20 protein-coding genes are annotated in these 20,515 nt (G+C 64.2%); 9 read left to right on the top strand and 11 right to left on the bottom strand.

Annotation, left to right across the window (positions count from 1 at the left end):
* Window positions 1-98 precede the first annotated feature (98 nt).
* Window positions 99-1,334, bottom strand: a complete 1,236-nt coding sequence (gene hutI / locus CSC73_RS15180) for an imidazolonepropionase (RefSeq protein ID WP_246197539.1) — start codon at window positions 1,332-1,334, stop codon at window positions 99-101.
* A complete protein-coding gene (locus tag CSC73_RS15185) occupies window positions 1,324-1,503 on the bottom strand; it encodes a hypothetical protein (RefSeq protein ID WP_163841840.1) in 180 nt (59 codons plus the stop codon). The genes hutI and CSC73_RS15185 overlap by 11 nt, the downstream gene beginning before the upstream one ends.
* Window positions 1,504-1,568: 65 nt before the next feature.
* Here CSC73_RS15185 and CSC73_RS15190 point away from each other — a divergent pair, with 65 nt between their 5' ends.
* The 4 genes from CSC73_RS15190 (at window position 1,569) to CSC73_RS15205 (ending at window position 6,581) form a co-directional block, all read left to right on the top strand.
* The gene (locus CSC73_RS15190; RefSeq protein WP_163841843.1) at window positions 1,569-2,843 is read left to right on the top strand and encodes a formimidoylglutamate deiminase; all 1,275 of its coding nucleotides are present in this window, start codon (window positions 1,569-1,571) and stop codon (window positions 2,841-2,843) included.
* Window positions 2,844-2,960: 117 nt separating this feature from the next.
* Complete coding sequence (locus CSC73_RS15195; protein WP_163841846.1) at window positions 2,961-4,586, top strand: serine hydrolase; 1,626 nt, start codon at window positions 2,961-2,963, stop codon at window positions 4,584-4,586.
* A 23-nt stretch (window positions 4,587-4,609) separates the two neighbouring features.
* Window positions 4,610-5,806, top strand: coding sequence for a sensor histidine kinase (locus tag CSC73_RS18580; RefSeq protein WP_281352956.1), 1,197 nt, complete (start codon window positions 4,610-4,612; stop codon window positions 5,804-5,806).
* Window positions 5,807-5,819: 13 nt separating this feature from the next.
* Window positions 5,820-6,581, top strand: a complete 762-nt coding sequence (locus CSC73_RS15205) for a LytR/AlgR family response regulator transcription factor (protein WP_163841849.1) — start codon at window positions 5,820-5,822, stop codon at window positions 6,579-6,581.
* A 75-nt stretch (window positions 6,582-6,656) separates the two neighbouring features.
* On the opposite strand, the gene CSC73_RS15210 is transcribed toward CSC73_RS15205, so the two are convergent.
* From CSC73_RS15210 to CSC73_RS15220, 3 genes are all read right to left on the bottom strand, one after another.
* Entirely contained in the window at window positions 6,657-7,178 is a 522-nt protein-coding gene (locus CSC73_RS15210) for a methylated-DNA--[protein]-cysteine S-methyltransferase (protein WP_163841853.1), read from the bottom strand.
* Window positions 7,179-7,308: 130 nt separating this feature from the next.
* Window positions 7,309-8,850 carry a DNA-3-methyladenine glycosylase 2 family protein gene (locus CSC73_RS15215; RefSeq protein ID WP_163841856.1) on the bottom strand — a complete coding sequence of 514 codons (1,542 nt, stop codon included), beginning with the start codon at window positions 8,848-8,850 and terminating at the stop codon, window positions 7,309-7,311.
* Window positions 8,851-9,102: 252 nt separating this feature from the next.
* Window positions 9,103-10,344 (bottom strand): alkaline phosphatase family protein, encoded by a 1,242-nt coding sequence (locus CSC73_RS15220; RefSeq protein ID WP_163841858.1) that lies wholly within the window; start codon window positions 10,342-10,344, stop codon window positions 9,103-9,105.
* A 57-nt stretch (window positions 10,345-10,401) separates the two neighbouring features.
* On the opposite strand from CSC73_RS15220, the gene CSC73_RS15225 reads away from it, so the two are divergent.
* Both CSC73_RS15225 and CSC73_RS15230 read left to right on the top strand, forming a co-directional pair.
* Window positions 10,402-10,950 carry a YybH family protein gene (locus CSC73_RS15225; RefSeq protein ID WP_163841860.1) on the top strand — a complete coding sequence of 183 codons (549 nt, stop codon included), beginning with the start codon at window positions 10,402-10,404 and terminating at the stop codon, window positions 10,948-10,950.
* 105 nt (window positions 10,951-11,055) lie between these two features.
* Window positions 11,056-11,397 carry a hypothetical protein gene (locus CSC73_RS15230; protein WP_163841863.1) on the top strand — a complete coding sequence of 114 codons (342 nt, stop codon included), beginning with the start codon at window positions 11,056-11,058 and terminating at the stop codon, window positions 11,395-11,397.
* Between the two features lie 137 nt (window positions 11,398-11,534).
* Here CSC73_RS15230 and CSC73_RS15235 read toward each other — a convergent pair whose 3' ends face one another.
* The gene (locus tag CSC73_RS15235; protein WP_163841866.1) at window positions 11,535-12,272 is read right to left on the bottom strand and encodes a ThuA domain-containing protein; all 738 of its coding nucleotides are present in this window, start codon (window positions 12,270-12,272) and stop codon (window positions 11,535-11,537) included.
* 140 nt (window positions 12,273-12,412) lie between these two features.
* Here CSC73_RS15235 and hutU point away from each other — a divergent pair, with 140 nt between their 5' ends.
* From hutU to CSC73_RS15250, 3 genes are all read left to right on the top strand, one after another.
* The gene (gene hutU / locus CSC73_RS15240) at window positions 12,413-14,080 is read left to right on the top strand and encodes a urocanate hydratase (protein ID WP_163841869.1); all 1,668 of its coding nucleotides are present in this window, start codon (window positions 12,413-12,415) and stop codon (window positions 14,078-14,080) included.
* Between the two features lie 232 nt (window positions 14,081-14,312).
* Window positions 14,313-15,428 (top strand): hypothetical protein, encoded by a 1,116-nt coding sequence (locus CSC73_RS15245; RefSeq protein ID WP_163841872.1) that lies wholly within the window; start codon window positions 14,313-14,315, stop codon window positions 15,426-15,428.
* A 494-nt stretch (window positions 15,429-15,922) separates the two neighbouring features.
* Window positions 15,923-16,450, top strand: a complete 528-nt coding sequence (locus tag CSC73_RS15250) for an REP-associated tyrosine transposase (protein ID WP_163841876.1) — start codon at window positions 15,923-15,925, stop codon at window positions 16,448-16,450.
* Window positions 16,451-16,474: 24 nt separating this feature from the next.
* Here CSC73_RS15250 and CSC73_RS15255 read toward each other — a convergent pair whose 3' ends face one another.
* The 5 genes from CSC73_RS15255 to CSC73_RS15275 form a co-directional block, all read right to left on the bottom strand.
* Window positions 16,475-17,311, bottom strand: coding sequence for a hypothetical protein (locus CSC73_RS15255; protein WP_163841879.1), 837 nt, complete (start codon window positions 17,309-17,311; stop codon window positions 16,475-16,477).
* A 62-nt stretch (window positions 17,312-17,373) separates the two neighbouring features.
* Complete coding sequence (locus CSC73_RS15260) at window positions 17,374-17,601, bottom strand: hypothetical protein (RefSeq protein WP_163841882.1); 228 nt, start codon at window positions 17,599-17,601, stop codon at window positions 17,374-17,376.
* 142 nt (window positions 17,602-17,743) lie between these two features.
* On the bottom strand, window positions 17,744-18,160 hold the full coding sequence (locus CSC73_RS15265) for a VOC family protein (protein WP_163841885.1): 417 nt from the start codon (window positions 18,158-18,160) through the stop codon (window positions 17,744-17,746).
* On the bottom strand, window positions 18,157-18,585 hold the full coding sequence (locus tag CSC73_RS15270; RefSeq protein ID WP_163841914.1) for a helix-turn-helix transcriptional regulator: 429 nt from the start codon (window positions 18,583-18,585) through the stop codon (window positions 18,157-18,159). Before CSC73_RS15270 ends, CSC73_RS15265 begins: the two co-directional genes overlap by 4 nt.
* Window positions 18,586-18,878: 293 nt before the next feature.
* Complete coding sequence (locus CSC73_RS15275; RefSeq protein WP_163841917.1) at window positions 18,879-20,510, bottom strand: trehalase family glycosidase; 1,632 nt, start codon at window positions 20,508-20,510, stop codon at window positions 18,879-18,881.
* Window positions 20,511-20,515 lie beyond the last annotated feature (5 nt).

Raw genomic sequence — 20,515 nt, forward strand, 5'->3', positions numbered from 1 at the left:
GCGATTCTCTTCACTTTGTAGAGCCGAGCTTGCTCGGCTGCTCTTCGTGCAAGATCAAAAGCAGCCGAGCAAGCTCGGCTCTACAAAATGGTGCGCCGCTAAAGCCGGTTTCCTGCCGCGTAGGCGGCCATGAGCGGATCGCCGCCAAGCCAGTAGGCGAGTTCGGCCGGTTGGCGGATGTTCCAGTGCGCGAAATCCGCGCGCATGCCTACCTGCAGCGTTCCGCGGTCCCGCAAGCCCAGCGCGCGGGCTGCGTTGAGCGTGGCCCCACGCAGGGCTTCTTCGGGCGTCAGCCGGAAATGGGTGCAGGCCAGCGACATCGCCAGCCGCAACGACTGCAATGGCGAGGTGCCGGGATTGCAGTCGGTGGCCACGGCCATCGGCACGCCGTGCTGGCGGAACAGATCGAGCGGAGGCAGCACGGTCTCGCGCAGGCAGTGGAACGCGCCCGGAAGCAACACCGCCACGGTGCCGGCGGCTGCCATCGCACGCACGCCGGCTTCGGAGGTGTGCTCGACATGGTCGGCGGAAAGCCCGCCGAATTCGGCCACCAGCGCCGCACCTTCGCCATCGCTCAGCTGATCGGCATGCAGCTTGACCGGCAGGCCCAGCGCCCGCGCCGTTTCGAACACGCGCCGCGTCTGCGCAAGCGTGAAGCCTATGCGCTCGCAGAAGGCGTCCACCGCATCCACCAGCCCCTCGCCATGCAGGCGAGGCAGCCATTCGCAGACCGCAGCGATGTAGTCGTCCGCACGCCCCGCGAACTCGGGCGGCAGCGCATGCGCGCCCAGGAAGGTGGTGCGCACGGTAATTCCCAGTTCGTCGCCGATGCGTCGCGCCACGCGCAGCATCTTGCGTTCGTTGTCGAAGTCCAGACCGTAGCCGGACTTGATCTCCAGCGTGGTCACGCCGTCGCCGCGCAAGGCGCTCGCGCGCGGCAGAGACTGGACGAACAGTTCCTCTTCGCTCGCTTCCCGCGTGGCGCGTACGCTGGAAACTATGCCGCCGCCATCGCGGGCGATCTGCTCGTAGCTGACGCCGCGCAGGCGCTGCTCGAACTCGCCGGCGCGGTCGCCGGCGAACACCGCGTGGGTGTGGCAATCGACCAGGCCGGGGGTGATGCAACCGCCGGAAGCGCGGATCACTTCCCGCGCGCAACGTTCGGGTTGGGCCGGCAGATCGGCAGCACGGCCGACGAACCGCAGCACGCCGTCGCTCCATGCCAGAGCGCCATCCTCTATCGCGCCGTAGCCGCCGTCTCCCTCCAGCGTCACCAGATCCGTTCCGAGAATCAGACCGTCCCAGCGCGCACCTTGCCCCGTATCAATCCCCACTGCCGCCTCCATCGCCGCAGCCGCCGTCGCTGGAATCGCACGCGCTGCCGGAGTCGCCGTCATAGCCGCTATCGCCGCCGCCGTCGGAACGCTGGCTGGGACGGCGCGAGCGAGCGAGCAGCCAGGCGAATGCCAGCACGACCAGCAATGCGATCAGAAACAGTTCCATAGGTGTCAGGGAAGCGGCGACGCGTTAGCCTAACGCAATCCGCCTTCCGGCAATCGGGAATCCGCATGTCCGCACCGCCAGCCAGTCCGTCGGCACTGTTGTCGCAAACCCCGCAGGGCCGCTGGCGCGTTCCGGGTATCCCCAATCTGCATTCGCATGCGTTCCAGCGCGCGATGGCCGGACTGGCCGAACGCCAGACCCATCCCGAGGACAGCTTCTGGACCTGGCGCGAAACCATGTACCGGTTCGCCGCGCGCATGGATCCGGACAGCACTTATGCGGTCGCCGCCCAGCTGTATGCCGAGATGCTGGAGGCCGGTTACACCACCGTGTGCGAGTTCCATTACCTGCACCATGCGCCGGATGGAAAACCCTACGCGGACCCTGCGGCGATGTCGCGCGCGCTGATCGCCGCAGCGCGCGATACCGGCATCCGCATGACCTTGCTGCCGGTGCTGTACATGACCGGCGGCTTCGACGGCCGCGCCTTGTCCGCGCGCCAGCAGCGCTTCGGTCACGATGTCGAGGGGTTCCTGCGTTTGCTGCAGACCCTGCGCGCCGAGCAAAGCGGGCTGCTGCGCATCGGTTGCGCGTTCCACAGTCTGCGCGCGGTGCCCGAAGCGGCCATGCGCGAAGTGCTGGCGGCATTGCCAGCGGATGCGCCCTTGCACATCCATATCGCCGAACAGGTCGGCGAGGTGCAGGACTGTCTTTCGCTGCGCGGCGCGCGGCCGGTCGAATGGCTGCAGCAGAACTTCGAGGTCGATTCGCGCTGGACCCTGGTGCACGCCACCCACCTGACCCCGGTGGAGACCAAGCAGCTCGCCGCCAGCGGCGCCACCGTGGCGATCTGCCCGACCACCGAAGCCAACCTGGGCGATGGCCTGTTTCCGTTGCGCGCCTATCTGGATGCGGGCGGCGCCTGGGGCATCGGTTCGGATTCGCATATTTCGGTATCGCCGGTGGAAGAACTGCGCTGGCTGGAATACGGCCAGCGCCTGGTCACCCGCCATCGCAACATCGCGGTAAGCGCCGGCTCCAGCAGTGCCAACTCCAGCAGTGTCGGCGAAACGTTGTTGCGCGGCGCGCTGGCCAGTGCGCCGCAGGCGACAGGCCAGGACGTAGCGCAAGATTTTGTGGTGCTGGAAGCCGATGCGCCGATCTTCGCCGGAGCGCATGCGGACGATGTCATCGATCGCTGGATATTCAGCGGCAATCGCCCAGCGGTACGCGAAGTGCATGTCGGCGGTCGGCGAGTGGTCGCCGACCGCCGCCACCTGGAGCGCGATGCCATCGCGCAGGGTTACCGGCAAGCCGTGGCCGGCCTGTTAGCGGACTGAGCCTGGCTTACTCCACCGATCGCGGGTTCCGTCGTCTGGCGGTCGGGGTTCGTCGCAAGTCCGGGCGGCCTCCGGGAAAATCCGGAATCGTGCAGGCTCTTGAATAGGGAGAACGCCATGAAACTCCGTTTCGCCACCCTGGCTCTCGCTCTGGCCGCCGCCAACGCCCATGCGATGACCGATACCGAACTGCGCGAAGTCGTCAACCAGCGTCTGCATGGCGACCGCACCGGCGCCTGCATGGCGGTGGCGGTCATCGAGAAAGATGCCGTCGCCCGCACCTTCGCCTGTGCCGACGACAAGGATGTCGCGCGCATCGACGCCAAGAGCGCCTTCGAGATCGGCTCGGTCAGCAAGACCATGACCGCCGCACTGCTCGCCGACCTGATCGGGCAGGGCAAGGCTTCGCTGGACGATCCCCTGGCCGACTATCTGCCGACAGGCACCAAGGTGCCTGTGTTCGAAGGCAAGAAAATCCTGCTGCGCCATGTGGTCACCCACACCTCCGGTCTGCCGGCGCTACCGGCACGGCTTGGCGCAACGGACATGAACGATCCCTACGTCAACCTGACCGAGGAGGCGCTGCTGGCCTCGCTCGGCGATGCCACGCTCTCCGCCGCGCCGGGAACGAAGTTCGAATATTCCAACTTCGCCTCCATGGTGCTGTCCTATGCGGTCGCACGCCGCGCAGGGGAGGATTACGAAACGCTGATCCGCCAGCGCCTGTTTGCGCCTTTGAAGATGGATGACGCCTACATCAGGCAGTTGCCGGCTGGCGTGCGCGCGGCGCAAGGGCATTCGCCCAACGGCAAGGCGGTGCCGGCCTGGAATTTCAGTACCAATCTTGCCGGTGTCGGCGGCGTACGCGCCACGCTCGACGACATGGTCGACTACGTACAGGGCGAACTCGGTAAACCTGCGGTTTCGATAACGCCCGCGCTCAAGCTCAGCCAGCAGGAAGTGTCGAAGACGCCGCCCATGGCGATGAACTGGATGCTGATGCCGGTGGCGGGGCGGACAGTGCACGTGCACGAAGGCGGCACGGGCGGATTCTCGTCCTTCGTCGCATTCGACGTTGCCAGGCAGCGCGGCGTGGTGATCCTGTCCGACACCACCTGGAACTCGCTCGGCAGCCTGGGCACGCTCGGCCTGCACCTGGTCGATGAGAGCTTCCCGCTGGGCAAGCCGCGCAAGGCGGTCAAACCGCCGGCCGATTTACTGGAGGGACTGGTCGGCGACTATCGGGTCGGCGCCAAGAAGATGAAGCTCAGCCGCAGGGACGGTGCGCTGGTGATCCAGGCCGAAGGGCAGCCCGCCTACACGATGGCCTATGACGATGCGGGCGATTTCTACCCATTGGATTTCGACGCGTTGCTGCGCCCGGGGCGCACCAGCAGCGGTTACGGCTTCACCTGGATGCAGATGGGCGGGGCGATGGCGGCACAGCGCGTGGATGGCGTGGCGACGGCGCCGAAGATCGCGCTGCCGGCCGGAAAATTGCGCGAATACGCCGGCGAATATCCACTGACATCGGGCTTCGGTCTGACCGTGATGGAAAAAGACGGCAGGCTTTTCGTTCAAGGCACCGGCCAGCAGGCGATAGAAGTGAGCGCGGTGAAAGCGGATGTGTTCGTAGCCGATATCGTGGCCGCGGAGATCCAGTTCGAACGCGATGCGTCCGGCAAAGTGATCGCGCTGACTCTGCTGCAGGGCGGCCAGAAGCTGCGCGGTGAGCGCAAGTGATCGGCCCACGGCAGGACTATCCCTTGAGCGACGCGCTGCCTTCCGATGTGCTGGTCGGCGGCAATGCAGTGTGGAGCCGCTATCGCCGCTACCCTGTCTTCAGTACGCGCTGGCTGCTGGGACGCAGTGCGGTATTCGCGGCGATCCTTCTGTTCGTCGCTGTGGTGATCGGCACCGGAACCGGACTGGCGATGCAGGACTGGTGGGTCGGCGTGCGGATAGGCCTGACCGAGTGGGTCGCCTTCATTCTGATGGCGACGATGGGCCCGGCCTTGGCTACCTGGGTCAGGCACCGGCGCTGGCCGGTGTCACGCGAACGCAAAGCCGTGGTCATTGCCGTGTTGCTGGGCATGCTGATCAGTTTCTTCGTCGACCGGCTCGCTTCGGGCTATGTCGAACAACTGATACGCCCCTGGACGGCGGCAAGAGGGATGGGCTCGGTTCCGCAGATGGGAGCGCTGGCCAAGGCTGTCGGTCTGGCCATGAATCTGGCGGTGCTGATCGTGGTGTACGGCTTGTTCGGCGGCGGTTTGTCGCTGCGTGCCTACTTCAGCGAACGACAGCGCTGGGATCGGCACAACAGCAGGCAACAGCTGGCTGCGGCGCAGGTGGAGGCGCGCGACGCCGACCTGCGCCTGGGCGTATTGCAGGCCCAGGTGGAGCCGCACTTCCTGTTCAACACGCTGGCTTCGGTGCGTGCGCTGGTGCGTCAGGATCCGGCGCAGGCGGAAAACACATTGGACGCGCTGGTGGATTTCCTGCGCGCCAGCATTCCCAAGCTGCGCGATGGCGAATCGAAACTGCATTCCACGCTGGGGCAGCAATTGGATCTTTGCCACAGCTATCTGGCCTTGATGCAGGTACGCATGGGCGGAAGACTGAGCTACGCGGTGGAAGCCGATCCTGCGTTGCGCACTGCGGCATTCCCGCCGTCCATCCTGATCACCCTGGTGGAGAACGCGATCAAACACGGCATCGAACCCAAGCCCGGGCCCGGACGCGTGCATATTCTCGCCTCCCTGCATGAGGGCAGGCTGCTGGTGCGGGTTGTCGACGATGGAGTAGGCCTGCAACCAGGACTGGGTAGCGGCATGGGTCTGGTCAATGTGCGCGAACAGCTGGCAAGCCGCTTCGGTGGGCGCGCAAGCTTCAACCTGCATCCGTTGCCCGGCGCAGGAGTGAGCGCGGAGATAAGCATACCGATGGAACACAGCACATGAAGGGACAGTCCGCATGAAACCCGTCACCGCTCTGATTGCAGAAGACGAAGCGCCGCAACGGATCGCACTGCAGGGACAACTGTCGGAAGCCTGGCCGGAATTGGAAATCGTCGCGGTCTGCGAGGACGGGCTGTCGGCGCTCGATGCGGTCGCCATGCACAAGCCTTCGGTGGCGTTCCTGGATATCCGCATGCCCGGCGTCAGCGGCCTGGATGTGGCCATGGCGGTGGTGGAGAACGGCGGACTGGTGGTGTTCACCACCGCCTACGACGACTACGCCATCCGTGCGTTCGAAGCCGGCGCTGCCGATTATCTGCTCAAGCCCGTGCAACCGGCGCGGCTGGCGCAGGCCGTCGAACGCCTGCGCGAACGATTGCAGCAGGCGCCTGCGAACGATCTGCAAGCGGTCGTGGAGCGACTGGAAGCGCGCCTGCGCCCGGCCGGGGACAAGCTGATCCGTTGGATCGCCGCCAGCATCGGCGACAGCGTGCGCATGATCGGCATCGATGAAGTCCTGCTTTTCCAGGCGCAGGACAAGTACGTGCGAGTGGTCACCGCCCAGGACGAATCCATCATCCGCACTTCGCTGAAGGAATTGCTGGCCGGACTGGATCCGGATGAGTTCTGGCAGGTGCATCGCGGCGTGGTGGTGCGGGTAAAGGCCATCGACCGCGTGCGCAAGGACGAATTCGGCCGCCATGTCTTGACCCTGAAGGGCCGTGGCGAAGCGCTACCGGTCAGCGCCGCATTCCAGCAACGCTTCCGCGGCATGTAGGCTCGTAGGAGCGACGTAGGAGCGACGTGAGTCGCGACCGAAAGCAACGGTATGTGCTCGCGACTCACGTCGCTCCTACGCCGCTCCTACGCGCTGATGTGCGAACAGGTCGTCGGCACGCGCCAGCGCGCCTTCCAGTTCCAGCAGGAACTGCTTGGTCGGCAAACCGCCGCCGAAGCCGGTCAGCGATCCATCGGCGCCGATCACGCGATGGCAAGGCAGTACGATCGGCAGGGGATTGCGGCCGTTGGCCGCGCCGACTGCGCGCATCGCCGTGGGCTTGCCGACGCGTTGTGCGAGCTGCGCATAGCTGATGGTCTGGCCGTAGGGAATCGTCGCCAGCGTGTGCCACACCTCCTGCTGGAAGGGTGTGCCTTGCGGCGCTAGCGGGAGGTCGAACTGCTGGCGTGTCCCGGAGAAATACTCTTCCAACTGTTTGCGCGTCGCTTCCAGAATCGCGTTGCTGCCTTCGCTCCAGTCCGCAAGGCGTGACATCGGATGCCGCGGGGTATGGAACTCGATCAACCGCAAGCCGTGCTCATCGGCTGCGAGCAGTAGCGGGTCAACGGGGCTTTCCAGGTACTGGTAGTGGATCATTTTTCAGGTGCTCGATTCTCGCGCAGTAAGAAAACTCCAGCGCAATAGAAGATATCGTCATTCCCGCGAAGGCGGGAACCCAGCGACTTTAGCTCTTCGCGCCACGGTAAATCACCAGCAACAAGCAAAATCACTGGGTTCCCGCCTTCGCGGTAATGACGGTTTTATTTTTCTGAGCTTTCGGCTCCTTGATGGATGATTTCGCGCCCATCGAATCCTTCCACACCTGGATCACCGCATACGCCCGCCATGGCCGCCACGATTCGGCTCGCGCGGTCAGCGCCTTGGCGGTCATGCGCGATCCGTCTGTCGGCACCGCCTTTTGCAGAACCAGATCGTCGGCGGGAAACGCATCCGGGTGCCCCAGCGCGCGCATGGCGATGTAGTTCGCGGTCCATGGTCCGATCCCTGGCAGCGCGACCCAGCGTGCCAGGAAGTCGTCCAGCATGCGTTCGCTGCGGAAATCCACGCGCCCATCCAGCACCGCGCGGGCCACGGTGCGTACGGTGTCGGCGCGCGTGCGGGTCAGGCCGATGCGGGTGAGGTCGGCATCGGCCAGCGCTTCGGGCGTGGGAAAAAGGTGGCGCAAGCCGGGTGCGAAACCCTCGGCCATGGTTTCGCCGAATTCCTGCGCCAGCCTTGCTGTGAACGTACGCGCCGCAGCCACGCTGACCTGCTGGCCGATGATGGCGCGCATGGCGATTTCGAAACCGTCCCAGCCGCTGGGCAAACGCAGGCCCGGGCGTTTCTTGAGCAAGGGCCGCAGACGCGCATCGTGCGAAAGCGCGGCGGCGATGGCGTGCGGATCCGCATCCAGGTCGAACATGCGCCGCAGCCGGTTGACGATATCCAACAGCCGCGTCGGTGCAACGCCATGCAACTCCAGCTTCAAGGCGTGTTCGCTGTTCGGCCATGCGCTCACACGCAACCACCCCGGCGCACTGGCCGGACCGATCACGCGCGCGTAGGCCAGATCGTCCACAGATTCCACGCCGGGCAAGGCGCGTCCGCGCAGGAAATCCAGCATCGCGGTGAAGTCGTAAGGCGGCCGGTAGCCCAATCGCAGCACCAGCGTGCCTTCCTGCGAGATCACGGTCTGACGGCGCAGATCGCGCGGCGCCATCCGGTAGGCTTCCAGGAAAGTGGCGTTGAATCGCCGCAGGCTGCCGAAGCCGGAAGCCAGCGCGACCTCGGTGATGGGCAGGTTGGTTTCGGTGAGCAGTTGCTTGGCGAACAACAGTCTGCGTGTGCCGTGCACGCCGATCGGCGCGGCGCCCAAGCGGTCGGTGAACAGTCTGCGTAATTGGCGCTCGCCCAGCCCCACGCGTTCGGCCAACGCCGACAACGGTTGTTCCGCCAGTAGGCCCTGGTCGATCAACTTCAACGCGCGCGCCACGGCTTCGTCGCCGCGCCGCCATGCGCCGTCGCCGGGCGCCAGTTCCGGGCGGCAGCGCAGGCAGGGGCGATAACCGGCCGCCTCGGCTGCGGCCGCATTGCCGTAATAGGTGATGTTGATGGGTTTGGGGGAGGGCGCCGGACACATGGGCCGGCAATAGATGCGGGTGCTTTTCACCGCAACGAAAAACAGCCCGTCGAAACGCGCATCGCGACTCAAACGCGCCTGTTCGCAGACGCGGGGATCCAGTGCGGTAAAGGCGCCGTTGCTTTCCATGGGGGCAGGTTAGCACCGGTTTGCGGGTCGGACTCGCCGTTTTCGGACATCAATGCTGAGGGCACGAAACGGGTATCAAATCCGTGTGAAAAATCCGTTTGTGGTGAGCTCTTCTAATCCGTTCGTGGTGAGCTTGTCGAACCACGCTTTTCGCAGAGTTTTTCAGCAACGGAAAACAGCCGCCAAGAGCGTGGTTCGACAAGCTCACCACGAACGGACTGAGGACGATTACCGGACCGATATCCGGAAATTCTATTTGTCCGCTTCCAGCGCAGGCAGCAACGGCGCGATATCGCCGTCGTTCTCGCGCGCTGGTATGTCCAGCAATCTGGCCATCAGCGGATACACGTCCACATTGTCGAAAGCATCGATCACCACGCCTTTGCGGAACGCCGGCCCATGCGCGATGAAAGTCGCGCGCATCGAGGCAAGCGCGGGGTCGTAGCCATGCGAGCCGCGTGTGCCGGCGAGTGCGCGTTTGGCCATACCGGCTGCCGGAATGGCGTCCCAGCCTTCGTCCATCTGGCATACGATCGGCGGTACGCGCACATTGCGGCCGTAATGCCAGCGCGCAGGCAGTTCGCTTTTGCGCCAGCACTGGTAGTGGCTGTGGCGGCCGAGCAGGCGCTTTTCCGCCGCTTCCACGCGTCCCGCGCGCGGGGCGATGCCGACCGACTGGCCGATGCTGACAACAACCGCGTCTTCCACCGGCACCATGTCCTCCACCGCCACCACCTGGCCAGGCGGCACCGCCGCCATGCCGTGGTCGGACACCACGATCACATTCACTTGGTCCAGAAGTCTTTTGCGCGCGAGCGAATCGAGCAGGCGGCCGACGGCGGCATCGGCCTGGCGCACGGCCTGGCGCGTCTGCGGCGCATTGGGTCCGTGTTCATGGCCGGCGCCATCCACCATTTCCAGGTACAGCGCGGCGAATCGCGGGCGGGTGGCGGCGGGTTCTTGCAGCCAGCGGGCCACCTCGTCGGCGCGTTGATCGGCGGGTACGGATTCGTCGTAGGGTTTCCAGCGGGTAGGGCGCACACCGTCGATCTCCGCCGCACTGCCGGGCCAGGCCCAGATCGCGGTCGGCAGACCGGCTTTTTCGGCGCCCACCCAGATCGGTTCGGCACGCCACCAGCGTCCGTCGCCCACCGCGGCCAGATCGGCCACCCGGAAATCGCCCAGCCCTTCCTCGCGCATCGTGTTGTGCACCACGCCGTGACGGTCGGGGCGCAAACCGGTGACCAGGGTGAAATGGTTGGGGAAGGTCAGGGCCGGGTAGGAGGGGTTCATCCATTCGGCGCGGACTCCCTGTCGGGCCAGGCGGTCCAGATGCGGCGTGTCGCCCTTGCCCAGATAGTCGGCGCGCAGGGCATCGATGGAAATCAGCAGCAGCGGTGCGGGCTCTGCGGGGGTTCGGGCCGGAGTGGTGGCGCAGCCCGCCAACAACAGCAAAGCGGCCAGCCACGCAAGCCTGAAGAATGGCGGGTGCATAGGCGATCGTCGTGAGAATCTTATGCGCCAAGCTTGGCAGACTCGGGAGTATCGCGCATGACACAAGCCCGCATGACACGGATTCCAGGCATCGCCCGCCTCGCCGTACTGGCCTTGGCCTGGCCATTGGCATCGGCCGCGGAAGCGCCGTCTACCGCGCCCGCTGCCGATTCTGCGCAGTGCCAGGTCTGGCAGCGTGAGCTCAGTTTCGCCAGGTCGGTCGCCGATCACGATGCGTCCGCCTTCGCCGAGCACCTGCATCCCCGGGCGGCATTCGGCGTGGAGCGCCAGCCCAGCATCGGCCGCGAAAAGATCGCTGAGGAATGGAAGGGCATCGTCGACGGCAGTGCGATCAAGCTGGAGTGGTATCCGGACCGGGTCGTGGTGGGCGGCGACGGCCGTACCGCTTTTTCCACCGGGCCCGCGCTGTATCAGGACCCGGCCACGGGCAAGTTCCGGCATGGGCGTTTCAGATCGGTGTGGCAGCAGGAAGCCGACGGCGCGTGGCGGGTGATCTTCGATGACGGCAACCGTCCCGAACCGGCCGACGAAGCTGCGGTGCAGGCGTTCCGTGCAGGCAGCGGCAAGGCGTGCGGCGCGGCCTGAGGCGTTTATGAACGCGGGCGATGGGGTTGCGACCGGTAAATGCCCGTGCGCGTATAACCCATGCATCCTACTTTTTCAGTGCGCCTACTGCGCAGGAGATCTTCCATGAAACGTCTCGCTCTTACCGCAGCGCTGCTGTGCCTGGCATTCGCCGTTTCCGCTCAGACCGCTGTGCCCGCCGCGGCCGTCGATCCTGCCGCAGATCCGCAGGCCGCAGCCGCGGCGCCCGCCGAAACGCCGGTCAATCGGAACAAGACCGATGCCAAGGACGAAATCGCCGACCGCAACTGCCTCAAGCACACCGGTTCGCGGGTCATCCGCGCCGACAGCAAGGGCCGCAAATGCGCCATGGCCGCGGGTAGGGCCTACAACCGCGACGATATCGACCGTACAGGCGCCATCGACCTGCGCGATGCGATCCGCAGGCTGGATCCGGCGGTGCACTAAAGCAGTGTCATCCACAAGGTAATGTCATCCCGAGCGTAGCGAGGGATCTGCTTGGCGGCGGAGAAACAGATCCCTCGCTACGCTCAGGATGACAAGTTTCGGGGTGGAAAGTTTGGGATAGTCGCTTTCCCAGCCCCTCAGCACTCGTCCGAAAACCGCACCACATAACGCAGCCCGCGCTTGAGCTGCGCTTCGAACTGCGGATCCGCGTACAGCTTGATTTCGTGCCCCAGGCCGGTATACCACGCGCGTCCGCCTTCGTAGCTGTGGCACCACGCGATGGGATGGTCGGCCCCCATGGTGCCGCCCTGGTAGTCGCGTTCGTCCACGGTGGCGGTTACCTGCACGGTGCTGCGCGGATTGCTGCGGTAGTTGTAGATCTCGTCGGTCACGGTCCATGCGGGCACGGCGGTCGGAATGCCCTCGTGCTCGAACACGACCTTGGTGGTCTGCAGCCCCGGCGGGTGGCTCTTGAACCACGCGCCCACCAGTTGCCCGTACCACGGCCAGTCGTATTCGGTGTCGGCGGCCGAATGCACGCCCAGGTAGCCGCCGCCGGCGCGCACGAAACTTTCCATCGCCGCCTGCTGGTTCGCGTCCAACACGTCGCCGGTGGTGTTTGCGAAGATCACGGCACGGTAGCGCTGCAGGTTCTTGTCGTTGAAGTCGCCCGCGTCTTCAGTGTGGTCCACCGCCAGGCCTTCCTGCGCGCCCAGCCGTTGCAGCGCAGCAATCGCGGTGGGAATGGAATCGTGCCGCCAGCCGGTGGTCTTGGTGAACACCAGCACGCGCGGTTGGGGCTGGGTCGCGGCGGTGTCCAGGCAGAAGACCAGCGAGAGGAGAGCGATCAGCAGGGTCGGGATAGGTAGGCGCATGGGCCAAGTCTGCCACGACACCCGTCATTTCTGTGGGAGCGCCGTCCCGGCGCGAGCTTTTGCCTTGCCGGGCGGGGAGAGCTCGCGCCGGGACGGCGCTCCCACCGATAATGGGGTTACATCTGCAACTGGATTTCCTCATGACCGACCCGCGCCACGACCCTTCCCGTGTCATCCGCGCCCCGCGCGGCTCCCGGCTCACCTGCAAGTCCTGGCTCAGCGAGGCGCCGTACCGGATGCTGCAGAACAACCTGGATGCGGAAGTGGCCGAAGACCCGACTTCGCTGGTGGTCTACGGCGGCATCGGCCGCGCCGCGCGCGACTGGGCCTGCTACGACGCCATCCTGCAATCGCTGCGCGATCTGGAAGACAACGAGACCCTGCTGGTGCAATCCGGCAAGCCGGTCGGCGTGTTCCCCACCCACGCCGATGCGCCGCGTGTGCTGATCGCCAATTCCAACCTGGTGCCGCACTGGGCCACCTGGGAACACTTCAACGAACTCGATAAGAAGGGTTTGATGATGTACGGGCAGATGACTGCCGGCAGCTGGATCTACATCGGCAGCCAGGGCATCGTGCAGGGCACCTATGAAACCTTCGTGGAAATGGGCCGCCAGCATTACGACGGCAATCTGAAAGGGCGCTGGATCCTCACCGCCGGCCTGGGCGGCATGGGCGGCGCGCAGCCGCTGGCGGCTACGCTGGCGGGCGCCTGCAGCCTCAACATCGAGTGTCAGCAGAAGAGCATCGACATGCGCCTGCGCACGCGCTACGTGGACGAGCAGGCCACCGACCTGGACGACGCGCTGGCGCGCATCCGCACGTACACGGCGGCGGGCGAGGCCAAGTCCATCGCGCTGTTGGGCAACGCGGCGGAAATCCTGCCGCAGCTGGTGCGCATGGGCGTGCGTCCGGACGCGGTGACCGACCAGACCAGTGCGCACGATCCGGTGCATGGCTATCTGCCGATCGGCTGGAAGGTGGAGCACTGGCTGCTGGAGCAGAAGACCAATCCGGACAAGGTGCGCGACGCGGCCAAGAAGTCGATGCGGGTGCATGTGGAGGCGATGCTGGAATTCGAGAAGCAGGGCATTCCGGTGTTCGATTACGGCAACAACATCCGGCAGATGGCGTTCGATGAGGGCTGCAAGAACGCGTTCGATTTCCCGGGTTTCGTGCCGGCCTATGTGCGGCCGCTGTTCTGCCGGGGCGTGGGCCCGTTCCGCTGGGTGGCGTTGAGCGGGGATCCGGAAGACATCTACAAGACCGATGCGAAGGTGAAGGAGCTGATTCCCGACGACGAGCATCTGCACCGGTGGCTGGACATGGCGCGGGAGCGGATCAGTTTCCAGGGTCTGCCGGCGCGCATCTGCTGGGTGGGCCTGGGCCTGCGCCACAAGCTGGGGCTGGCGTTCAACGAGATGGTGCGCAACGGGGAACTGAGCGCACCGGTGGTGATCGGGCGCGATCATCTGGATAGCGGCAGCGTGGCTTCGCCTAACCGGGAGACGGAGGCGATGAAGGATGGCAGCGATGCGGTCAGCGATTGGCCGTTGTTGAATGCGATGTTGAATGTGGCTGGCGGGGCTACATGGGTCTCATTGCATCACGGCGGCGGAGTGGGGATGGGATATTCGCAGCACTCGGGGGTGGTCATCGTTTGCGATGGCACGGCTGAAGCGGACAAGCGGATTGCGCGGGTGTTGTGGAACGATCCGGGGACCGGGGTTATGCGGCATGCGGATGCGGGGTATGAGATTGCGAAGCAGTGTGCGAAGGAGATGGGGTTGAAGTTACCGATGGTTTGAATCTGCGCAACTTCCATCGGGTCTAAGCTCGGCACGCGTAGGGTGCGGTAAGCCACCGGTGCACCGCATCGTTCGCGTAATGACCAGCACTTGATGTATCCGAGCGTTAAGAGTTTCGTGATAGATGCGGTTCGCCTCGCTCACCACATCCTTCGATGGGTGGTCGGAATTACTCTAATTAATATTAAATGTGGCTGGTCGGATAGCTGTGTTAGAGCAATCATCTGACACCATGCTGGAGGACTGGGTGACTAATCAAGGTTTTATAAAGCCAGCGAAATGGCCCCGAGGTGGGTTATATCCCCATCAGGCCGCAGGCTTCATTGAGGAACTGAGGCGATTTATCACGCATGATCTATTGCTAGAGAGAACGAGGGAATATCGTTCTCCCAGTCGAGTTCTTGATGGCGTTCGTATTGCCAGGCTTCGCGAGAAGCAACCACTTATCGAAGCGTTTGAGGACTACGAGAGAGCTACGAGAAATCGCCAGCGAAAGCTACGTAGCGTGACGGGAGAGATATCTGACCTGGCAAATGTGGCTGCCCAGTTTCACGTCGTTGCACCGACGTTAGCCGGTGCAATTCGACGGCATCATTTAGACAAGCTCATAAGTTTGGATGGACAGCTTAAGCCCTTGGTGCTTGAGTGGAGCACCGCAGCGCACTTTGCAAGGACAAGCGGCGCGGAGATAGCTTGGTTGCCCGTAGGTGCCTCCGGTCCTGAGTTTATTGCTAGGGCAAACGGTATCGAATGGGAGGTTGAATGCAAATGGCAGTCGCAAATGATTACGCATCTTCTCGGCTTGGATAAAGCAGACGCGCTTGCGGCCATGATTATTGGTCAGGTGAAGAGTTTGAGTTTGCAGGGCCATCTGCAAGTCATAGTCCCGGTCGAATTCGATTCGTCAACATTAGACAAGAGGCAGGATTGGCTGGCTTCGTTGAGCGCGCTTTGTGGGCCCGGGGCAGTTGATATACAACTGCCTGGCGGTATTCAAGTCCAAGGCGACCTTCGCCCTGTCGATGGTAGCGGGCTGGATGCAGATGAGTGGATGGCATCGATGAAGGCTAGACTTCCAAATGGCGCGAGGCTGTATGCAGAATCGAAGGCAATAGGTCGAACTGCCCAAAATCCATTGGAGCTTCAGATGATATCGCCACGACGAACAGGTGTAGATCTAGTCGAATACTTGTGGGATAGGAAGTTCAGCAAGGCCGCGATGCAATGTAGCGCTGATCGCGGCGGAGTGTTGGTCTTTGAATGGGAAGGGGTCGAGGATCCCGCTGTGTTTTCTGATTCGCCCGGAATTCAAGACCTTCTAGCGAGGACTTATGACCAGATCTCGTAGGTTGGGCATCATGCGGCGGGCTTGAGCCCGCCCTATGTACTACACACTCACGCGGAATTTGTTTCTGATTCCACCTCTCCCCTTGTGGGAGAGGTCGACGCGCTTGCGCGGCGGGAGAGGGGTTGAGCGGAGACTTGAGGCCTCAGACTGCTTTGTCTGACCACGTCGAGTCGCTTGTTGTGTGGATCTCGTTGCTCGACTATCTCTTCTTCGCTCGCCCCCTCTTCCGGCGGCGCGCCACCTTCTCCCACGAGGGGAGAAGGGGTGTTTCCACACGGCGCACGCTTCTGCAGATCTCGTAGGTCGGGCATCATGCGGCGGGCTTGAGCCCGCCCTATGTGCGGGGCGGTGGGTCATAGGGTGGGCCCGGGCCCACCGCATGCGATGACGGAACCAAAGCGGTCCGTGGGCCGCGACTGGACAGGGGAATTTCCTACTCGCACGCCTGGCATAACCCGATGGCGCTCGCATCGTCGGCCGAACACTCTTGCCGCATGCCTGACTATCGCCGCGTCTGGGTGCCGGGCGGCACCTTCTTCTTCACCGTCAACCTGTTGGAGCGGCGCAACCGCCGCTTGCTGGTCGAACACGTCGGTCACCTGCGTGCCGCCTTCCGCGACGCGCAACGGGCACGGCCCTTCGACGTGATCGCCATCGTGGTGCTACCCGAGCACCTGCATTGTCTGTGGCAGTTGCCCGAAGGCGACGCCGACAACGCGGATCGCTGGGCGCGCATCAAATCCGGATTCTCCCGTCGGCTACCGAAGACGGAATGGCGTTCCGATGCCCGCATCGCCAAACGCGAACGCGGCATCTGGCAACGCCGGTTCTGGGAACACATGATCGTGGACGAAGAAGATCTTCAAAACCATTTCGACTACATCCACTTCAACCCGGTCAAGCACGGTTACGCGGCCCGGGCGGTGGATTGGCCCTATTCCTCGTTGCACTGGTATATCCAATCCGGTGAACTGCCCGAAGATTGGGCTTGCCATCCTGGCGCCGGCATGCGGCGGGCTTGAGCCCGCCCTATGCACTAATCCAAATCAGTCGTCGAGCGCGAAGCCACGCTGCGCAGCATCCCAACGGATAGCAACGCGCTCGCCCTTTGGCAGGGGCTCTTCGGCGGACGGGTCGCAGTCGCCGCTGCACAGCCCCATCATCAGCTCGGCCTCGCACTCCCACTCGCCAGGCTTGGCGCTGGGAAGCCGCCGGCAGGATTCCTTGCGTGCATCGAACACCTTGGCGTGGAGGACCACCGACTGCCCGGTGGCAGTCATGGTCACGGGAAGACCACCGGCTTGTTCAAGCCGCTCGTACCTCTCAATGGCGATGCGGCGCACGTCTGCGGCGGACGGCTCATCGTCGGGCACGGGCCCTTCCGCGACCGGCGCTTTGCCAGCCGCGGGTGCGGCCGTGACTATCGGTGTTGGCGACTGGGCGGAGTCGATGGTCGCAAAGCTGCGCCCGCCGAGCTGCGATTGGATGGCGGCAGCCCACTGCATCTCGAAACCGTCGGGCGCCTTGACCAGCAGCCAGCCTTGGGAACTGCGACCTTCCAACGTCAGCCCATAGCGCTCGATGAGTGTCAGGGCGTCGTCTACATTGTCATCATCCGGCTGTACCACGACGCGTCCGGGAAGGAAGGTGCCAGGCGGATCCATCGTGTTTTCCCGTTTGAACTCGGTGCCCTCGACGACAAGGGTAGTGCCGTCATACTTCACGTACTCGTTTCCCTTCGGACCGCTACCGCAACCCGTCAGCAATGCGAAGCACAGAATCCAGCCCACCACTCGCCCGGCACAGGCAGCCCGCTGTACGAAATGCATCGGTGTTTTTCCCTTGGCGCCGTCGTGGCACCGTCCCCGCAGGTAGCTTGCCATGAGGGGGAGGGTTCTTGGCAAGCGCCATAGGTGGGGCATCCTGCGGCGGGCTTGAGCCCGCCCTATGGGGCCTGCGGGGGCTTACGCCATTTGGTCGTATAGGGCAGCACGAACATGTACAGGCCGGTGAGCATGAGCAAGGCGAGCGGCAGCAGCGGGGAGTAGGTGATCCAGGGCGGCGGCATCGCACCGCCGCTCTGCGCCAGGGCGACGAAGTTGGCGATGACCGTCAGCGTGAAAACGATGGCCACCCAGCGGTGGAACTGCCGAATCCATTTGTTCCAGTTCATTGGGAATTCCTCTGCAGATTCACGGATGAAGAAGAGGGGCGTGGGAGCGGCGTCCCGCCGCGAGCTTTTGGCGCAAACTCTCACTCAGAGGAAGAGCTCGCGGCGGGACGCCGCTCCCACGAACGGCGCCCCCACGATCTGTCTAGCTTGATGCGCGGCCGGACTGGATCATCTTCCAGCCATTGCCGGAAGGGTCGCGAAAGTTGGCGTCGATGTTGCCATAGCGCTCCTCCGGTGCCTGGGTGAACTCCACCCCGCGGGCGCTCATACGCTCGTACGCACCGCGGCAATCGTCCACGTTGAGCACCAGCGGCGGCATGGCGCCCTTGGCGACGATCTCGCGCACGCTCTGCGCCGTCGATGCGTCCAGCTCCGGCGCCTGCGGCTTGAACAGGCCGAGCTGCAGGGACGGCTGGTCCGGGTGTTGCACCGTCAGCCAGCGGTAATCGCCGTTGCGTGCATCGGTATGTACGCGGAATCCCAGCTTCTCTACATAGAACTCAAGGGCCTCGTCCTGATCGCGAACGTACAGCCCGACTACTCCAATACCCTGACTCATGGAACCTCCGGTTTCTGCGGGGGCTCTTTTTTAACACCGGCCTCCTGCCGCCGCTTCTCCGAAACTGCGGTTGTGAGTCCGGGCCGGTACGCGGCGCTGACATAGCAGGCCGGCACCCGCTCCAGTTCGTGCCGGGCGGCCCGTTCGCGCGCACGCAACTCGCTGGGGCTTTCCCCGGTGACGTCGCGGAAGGTACGCCCGAACGTGCCCAGGCTGCTCCAACCGGTCTGCAGCGCTATCTCCAAAATGGGTGTATCCGTGTCGCGCAGCAGCGCCTTGGCTCGCTCGATCCGCCGCGTGAGCAGGTAACGGTGCGGCGGCAGGCCGAAGGCTTCCTTGAAGGATCTTGCGAAATGGGCATCCGACACGCTGCTCACCTTCGCCAGGCGCTCCACCGGCCATGCCTCGTGCGAGGCGGCATCCATGCGATCCTTGGCGCGCAGCAGGCGGCGCAGCAGCTCTGGGTCCTGGCGGTTGCGTCCTTGTTTGCTCACGAGCCGTGTCCTATGTGCGACCGATCAGGCGCCTTCATCGAGATTCATGGGTCCGCTTGGGGTAGGTTGCTTCGGTCCATAAGTCGGACATCCTGTTGAACGTGGGAGCGGCGTCCCGCCGCGAGCTCTCCCTCCAGTCTGGGAATGCGCGAAGAGCTCGCGGCGAGACGCCGCTCCCACACACCGCTCGCACACTATGCGTAGCGTCTGCCAGGGCTGTGGCGTTATCGGGGTTCCTGCAGCAAACCCCGCAGCTTCAAATACACACCATTGCTCCAACCGAAGCCGATCACGTTCTCGCTATAGCCGGCGCTGACCTTCACGTCGGCATCGCCGGTAGTCATGTTGTATTTCTCGCGGATGGTGCCGTCGTGGGCCAGGCTGCGGTCGATGGTGGCGACGAACTTGCCGCCGACACGCCGGGCGTCTTCATGGAAACCGTAAGCGTCCAGGCCGGCGACCGCCAGCCAGTTGGTCGGTGCCCAGCCGAAAGGCGCATCCCACTGCGCGCCGCTTTCGTCCGCGCTCATCGCCAGACCGCCCTTGCGTTCGAACAGCGGCAGCTTTTCGCGCACTGCTTGCGCCTGCTGCGGCGATGCCGCGCCGGCCCACAATGGATAGAAAGTGGTGATGTAAGGATCGGCCGCGGATTTTCCGGCGACGAAATCGTAGTCCTGGTACATGCCGGGACCAGGCTTCCACAGGTACTTGTCCATCGCGGCCTTGCGCGCTTCGGCCGCTTTGGCGAAACGCTGCGCGTCGTCTTTCTTGCCCAGGCGCAGGGCGAAATCGCGCAGGGCGATCTCGTAGCGGTAGAGCAGGCTGTTCAAACAGACCGGCGCGTAATGATGGGTGGAACCGGCGAAGGGGCCGAAGTGGAAGTTGACGTCGAAGCCCGATTCGCGCATCGCACGATCGCCGAGATAGTAATCGGCGCTGAGCCGGCGGCCTTTGGCCCAGGCCTGTGCACAGACTTCGGAGGTGCGCACGTCGCAGCTGGTGGTCTTCAGTCGTTGCGCTTCGGCGTCGTCGGGATGTTCGGATGCTTCCACCAGATAGCCGGGGTCGCGCCCGGGATGGGCGAGCAGCCATTCGATCACGCCGCGCAAATAGTCGGCATCGCGCATTTCCAGCACCGGACCGGCGCCGTAGTCGAAATAGCGCGCCAGGCCGGTATCGCCGGCGCGATGCTCGGGGCGGTCCCAGACCGCGTAGTCGCGCAGCGCCAACGGGTACGCGCGCGCCAGCCAGGCATCGGCATCGCGCCGGTCGGCGAAACTGGCGGGAGCATCCAGGACCTCGCGGATCATTTCGCCCAGGAACGGCGGCTGCGAGCGGGTGAGGTAATAGGTGCGGTTGGCGTTGAGTACGCCGCCGTAATGTTCGGCTTCGAACAGGAAGTTGTCGACCATGCCGCGGGCCAGCTTTTCGCGCTTGTCGGCGACCAGGCCCAGCACGATGAAATAACTGTCCCAGCCATACATCTCATTGAAGAACCCGCCCGGCACCACATAGGGGTTGGGCAGGTACAGAAGACCTTGTTGCGGCAGCGTCGAGGGATCGAGTTCGCCGATCTGGGCAATGGTCTGCGGCAGCACGCGCACATCGACCTTGCAACGCTCGGCTATCGCATCGATGGCGGCGGTGCGCTTCAGGTCCGCAGGCAGATAGAGGACCGGCCGGGTCTTGACCTTGTCGTCGTGCAGCGAAGAGCAATCTTCCATGGAACGGGTCAGTGTGGTCCATCCCTGGTCGATGTAGGCGAGGGTTTTCGCAGGATCCGGCTCGGCGGCCTTGGCGCCGAAGGCCAATACCAGCGAAAGGGCGAGCGCGGTGGCGTGAGGCAGGGTGGGCATGGGAG

This window comes from Pseudoxanthomonas sacheonensis (assembly GCF_010093305.1).
Lineage (GTDB): Bacteria > Pseudomonadota > Gammaproteobacteria > Xanthomonadales > Xanthomonadaceae > Pseudoxanthomonas_A > Pseudoxanthomonas_A sacheonensis.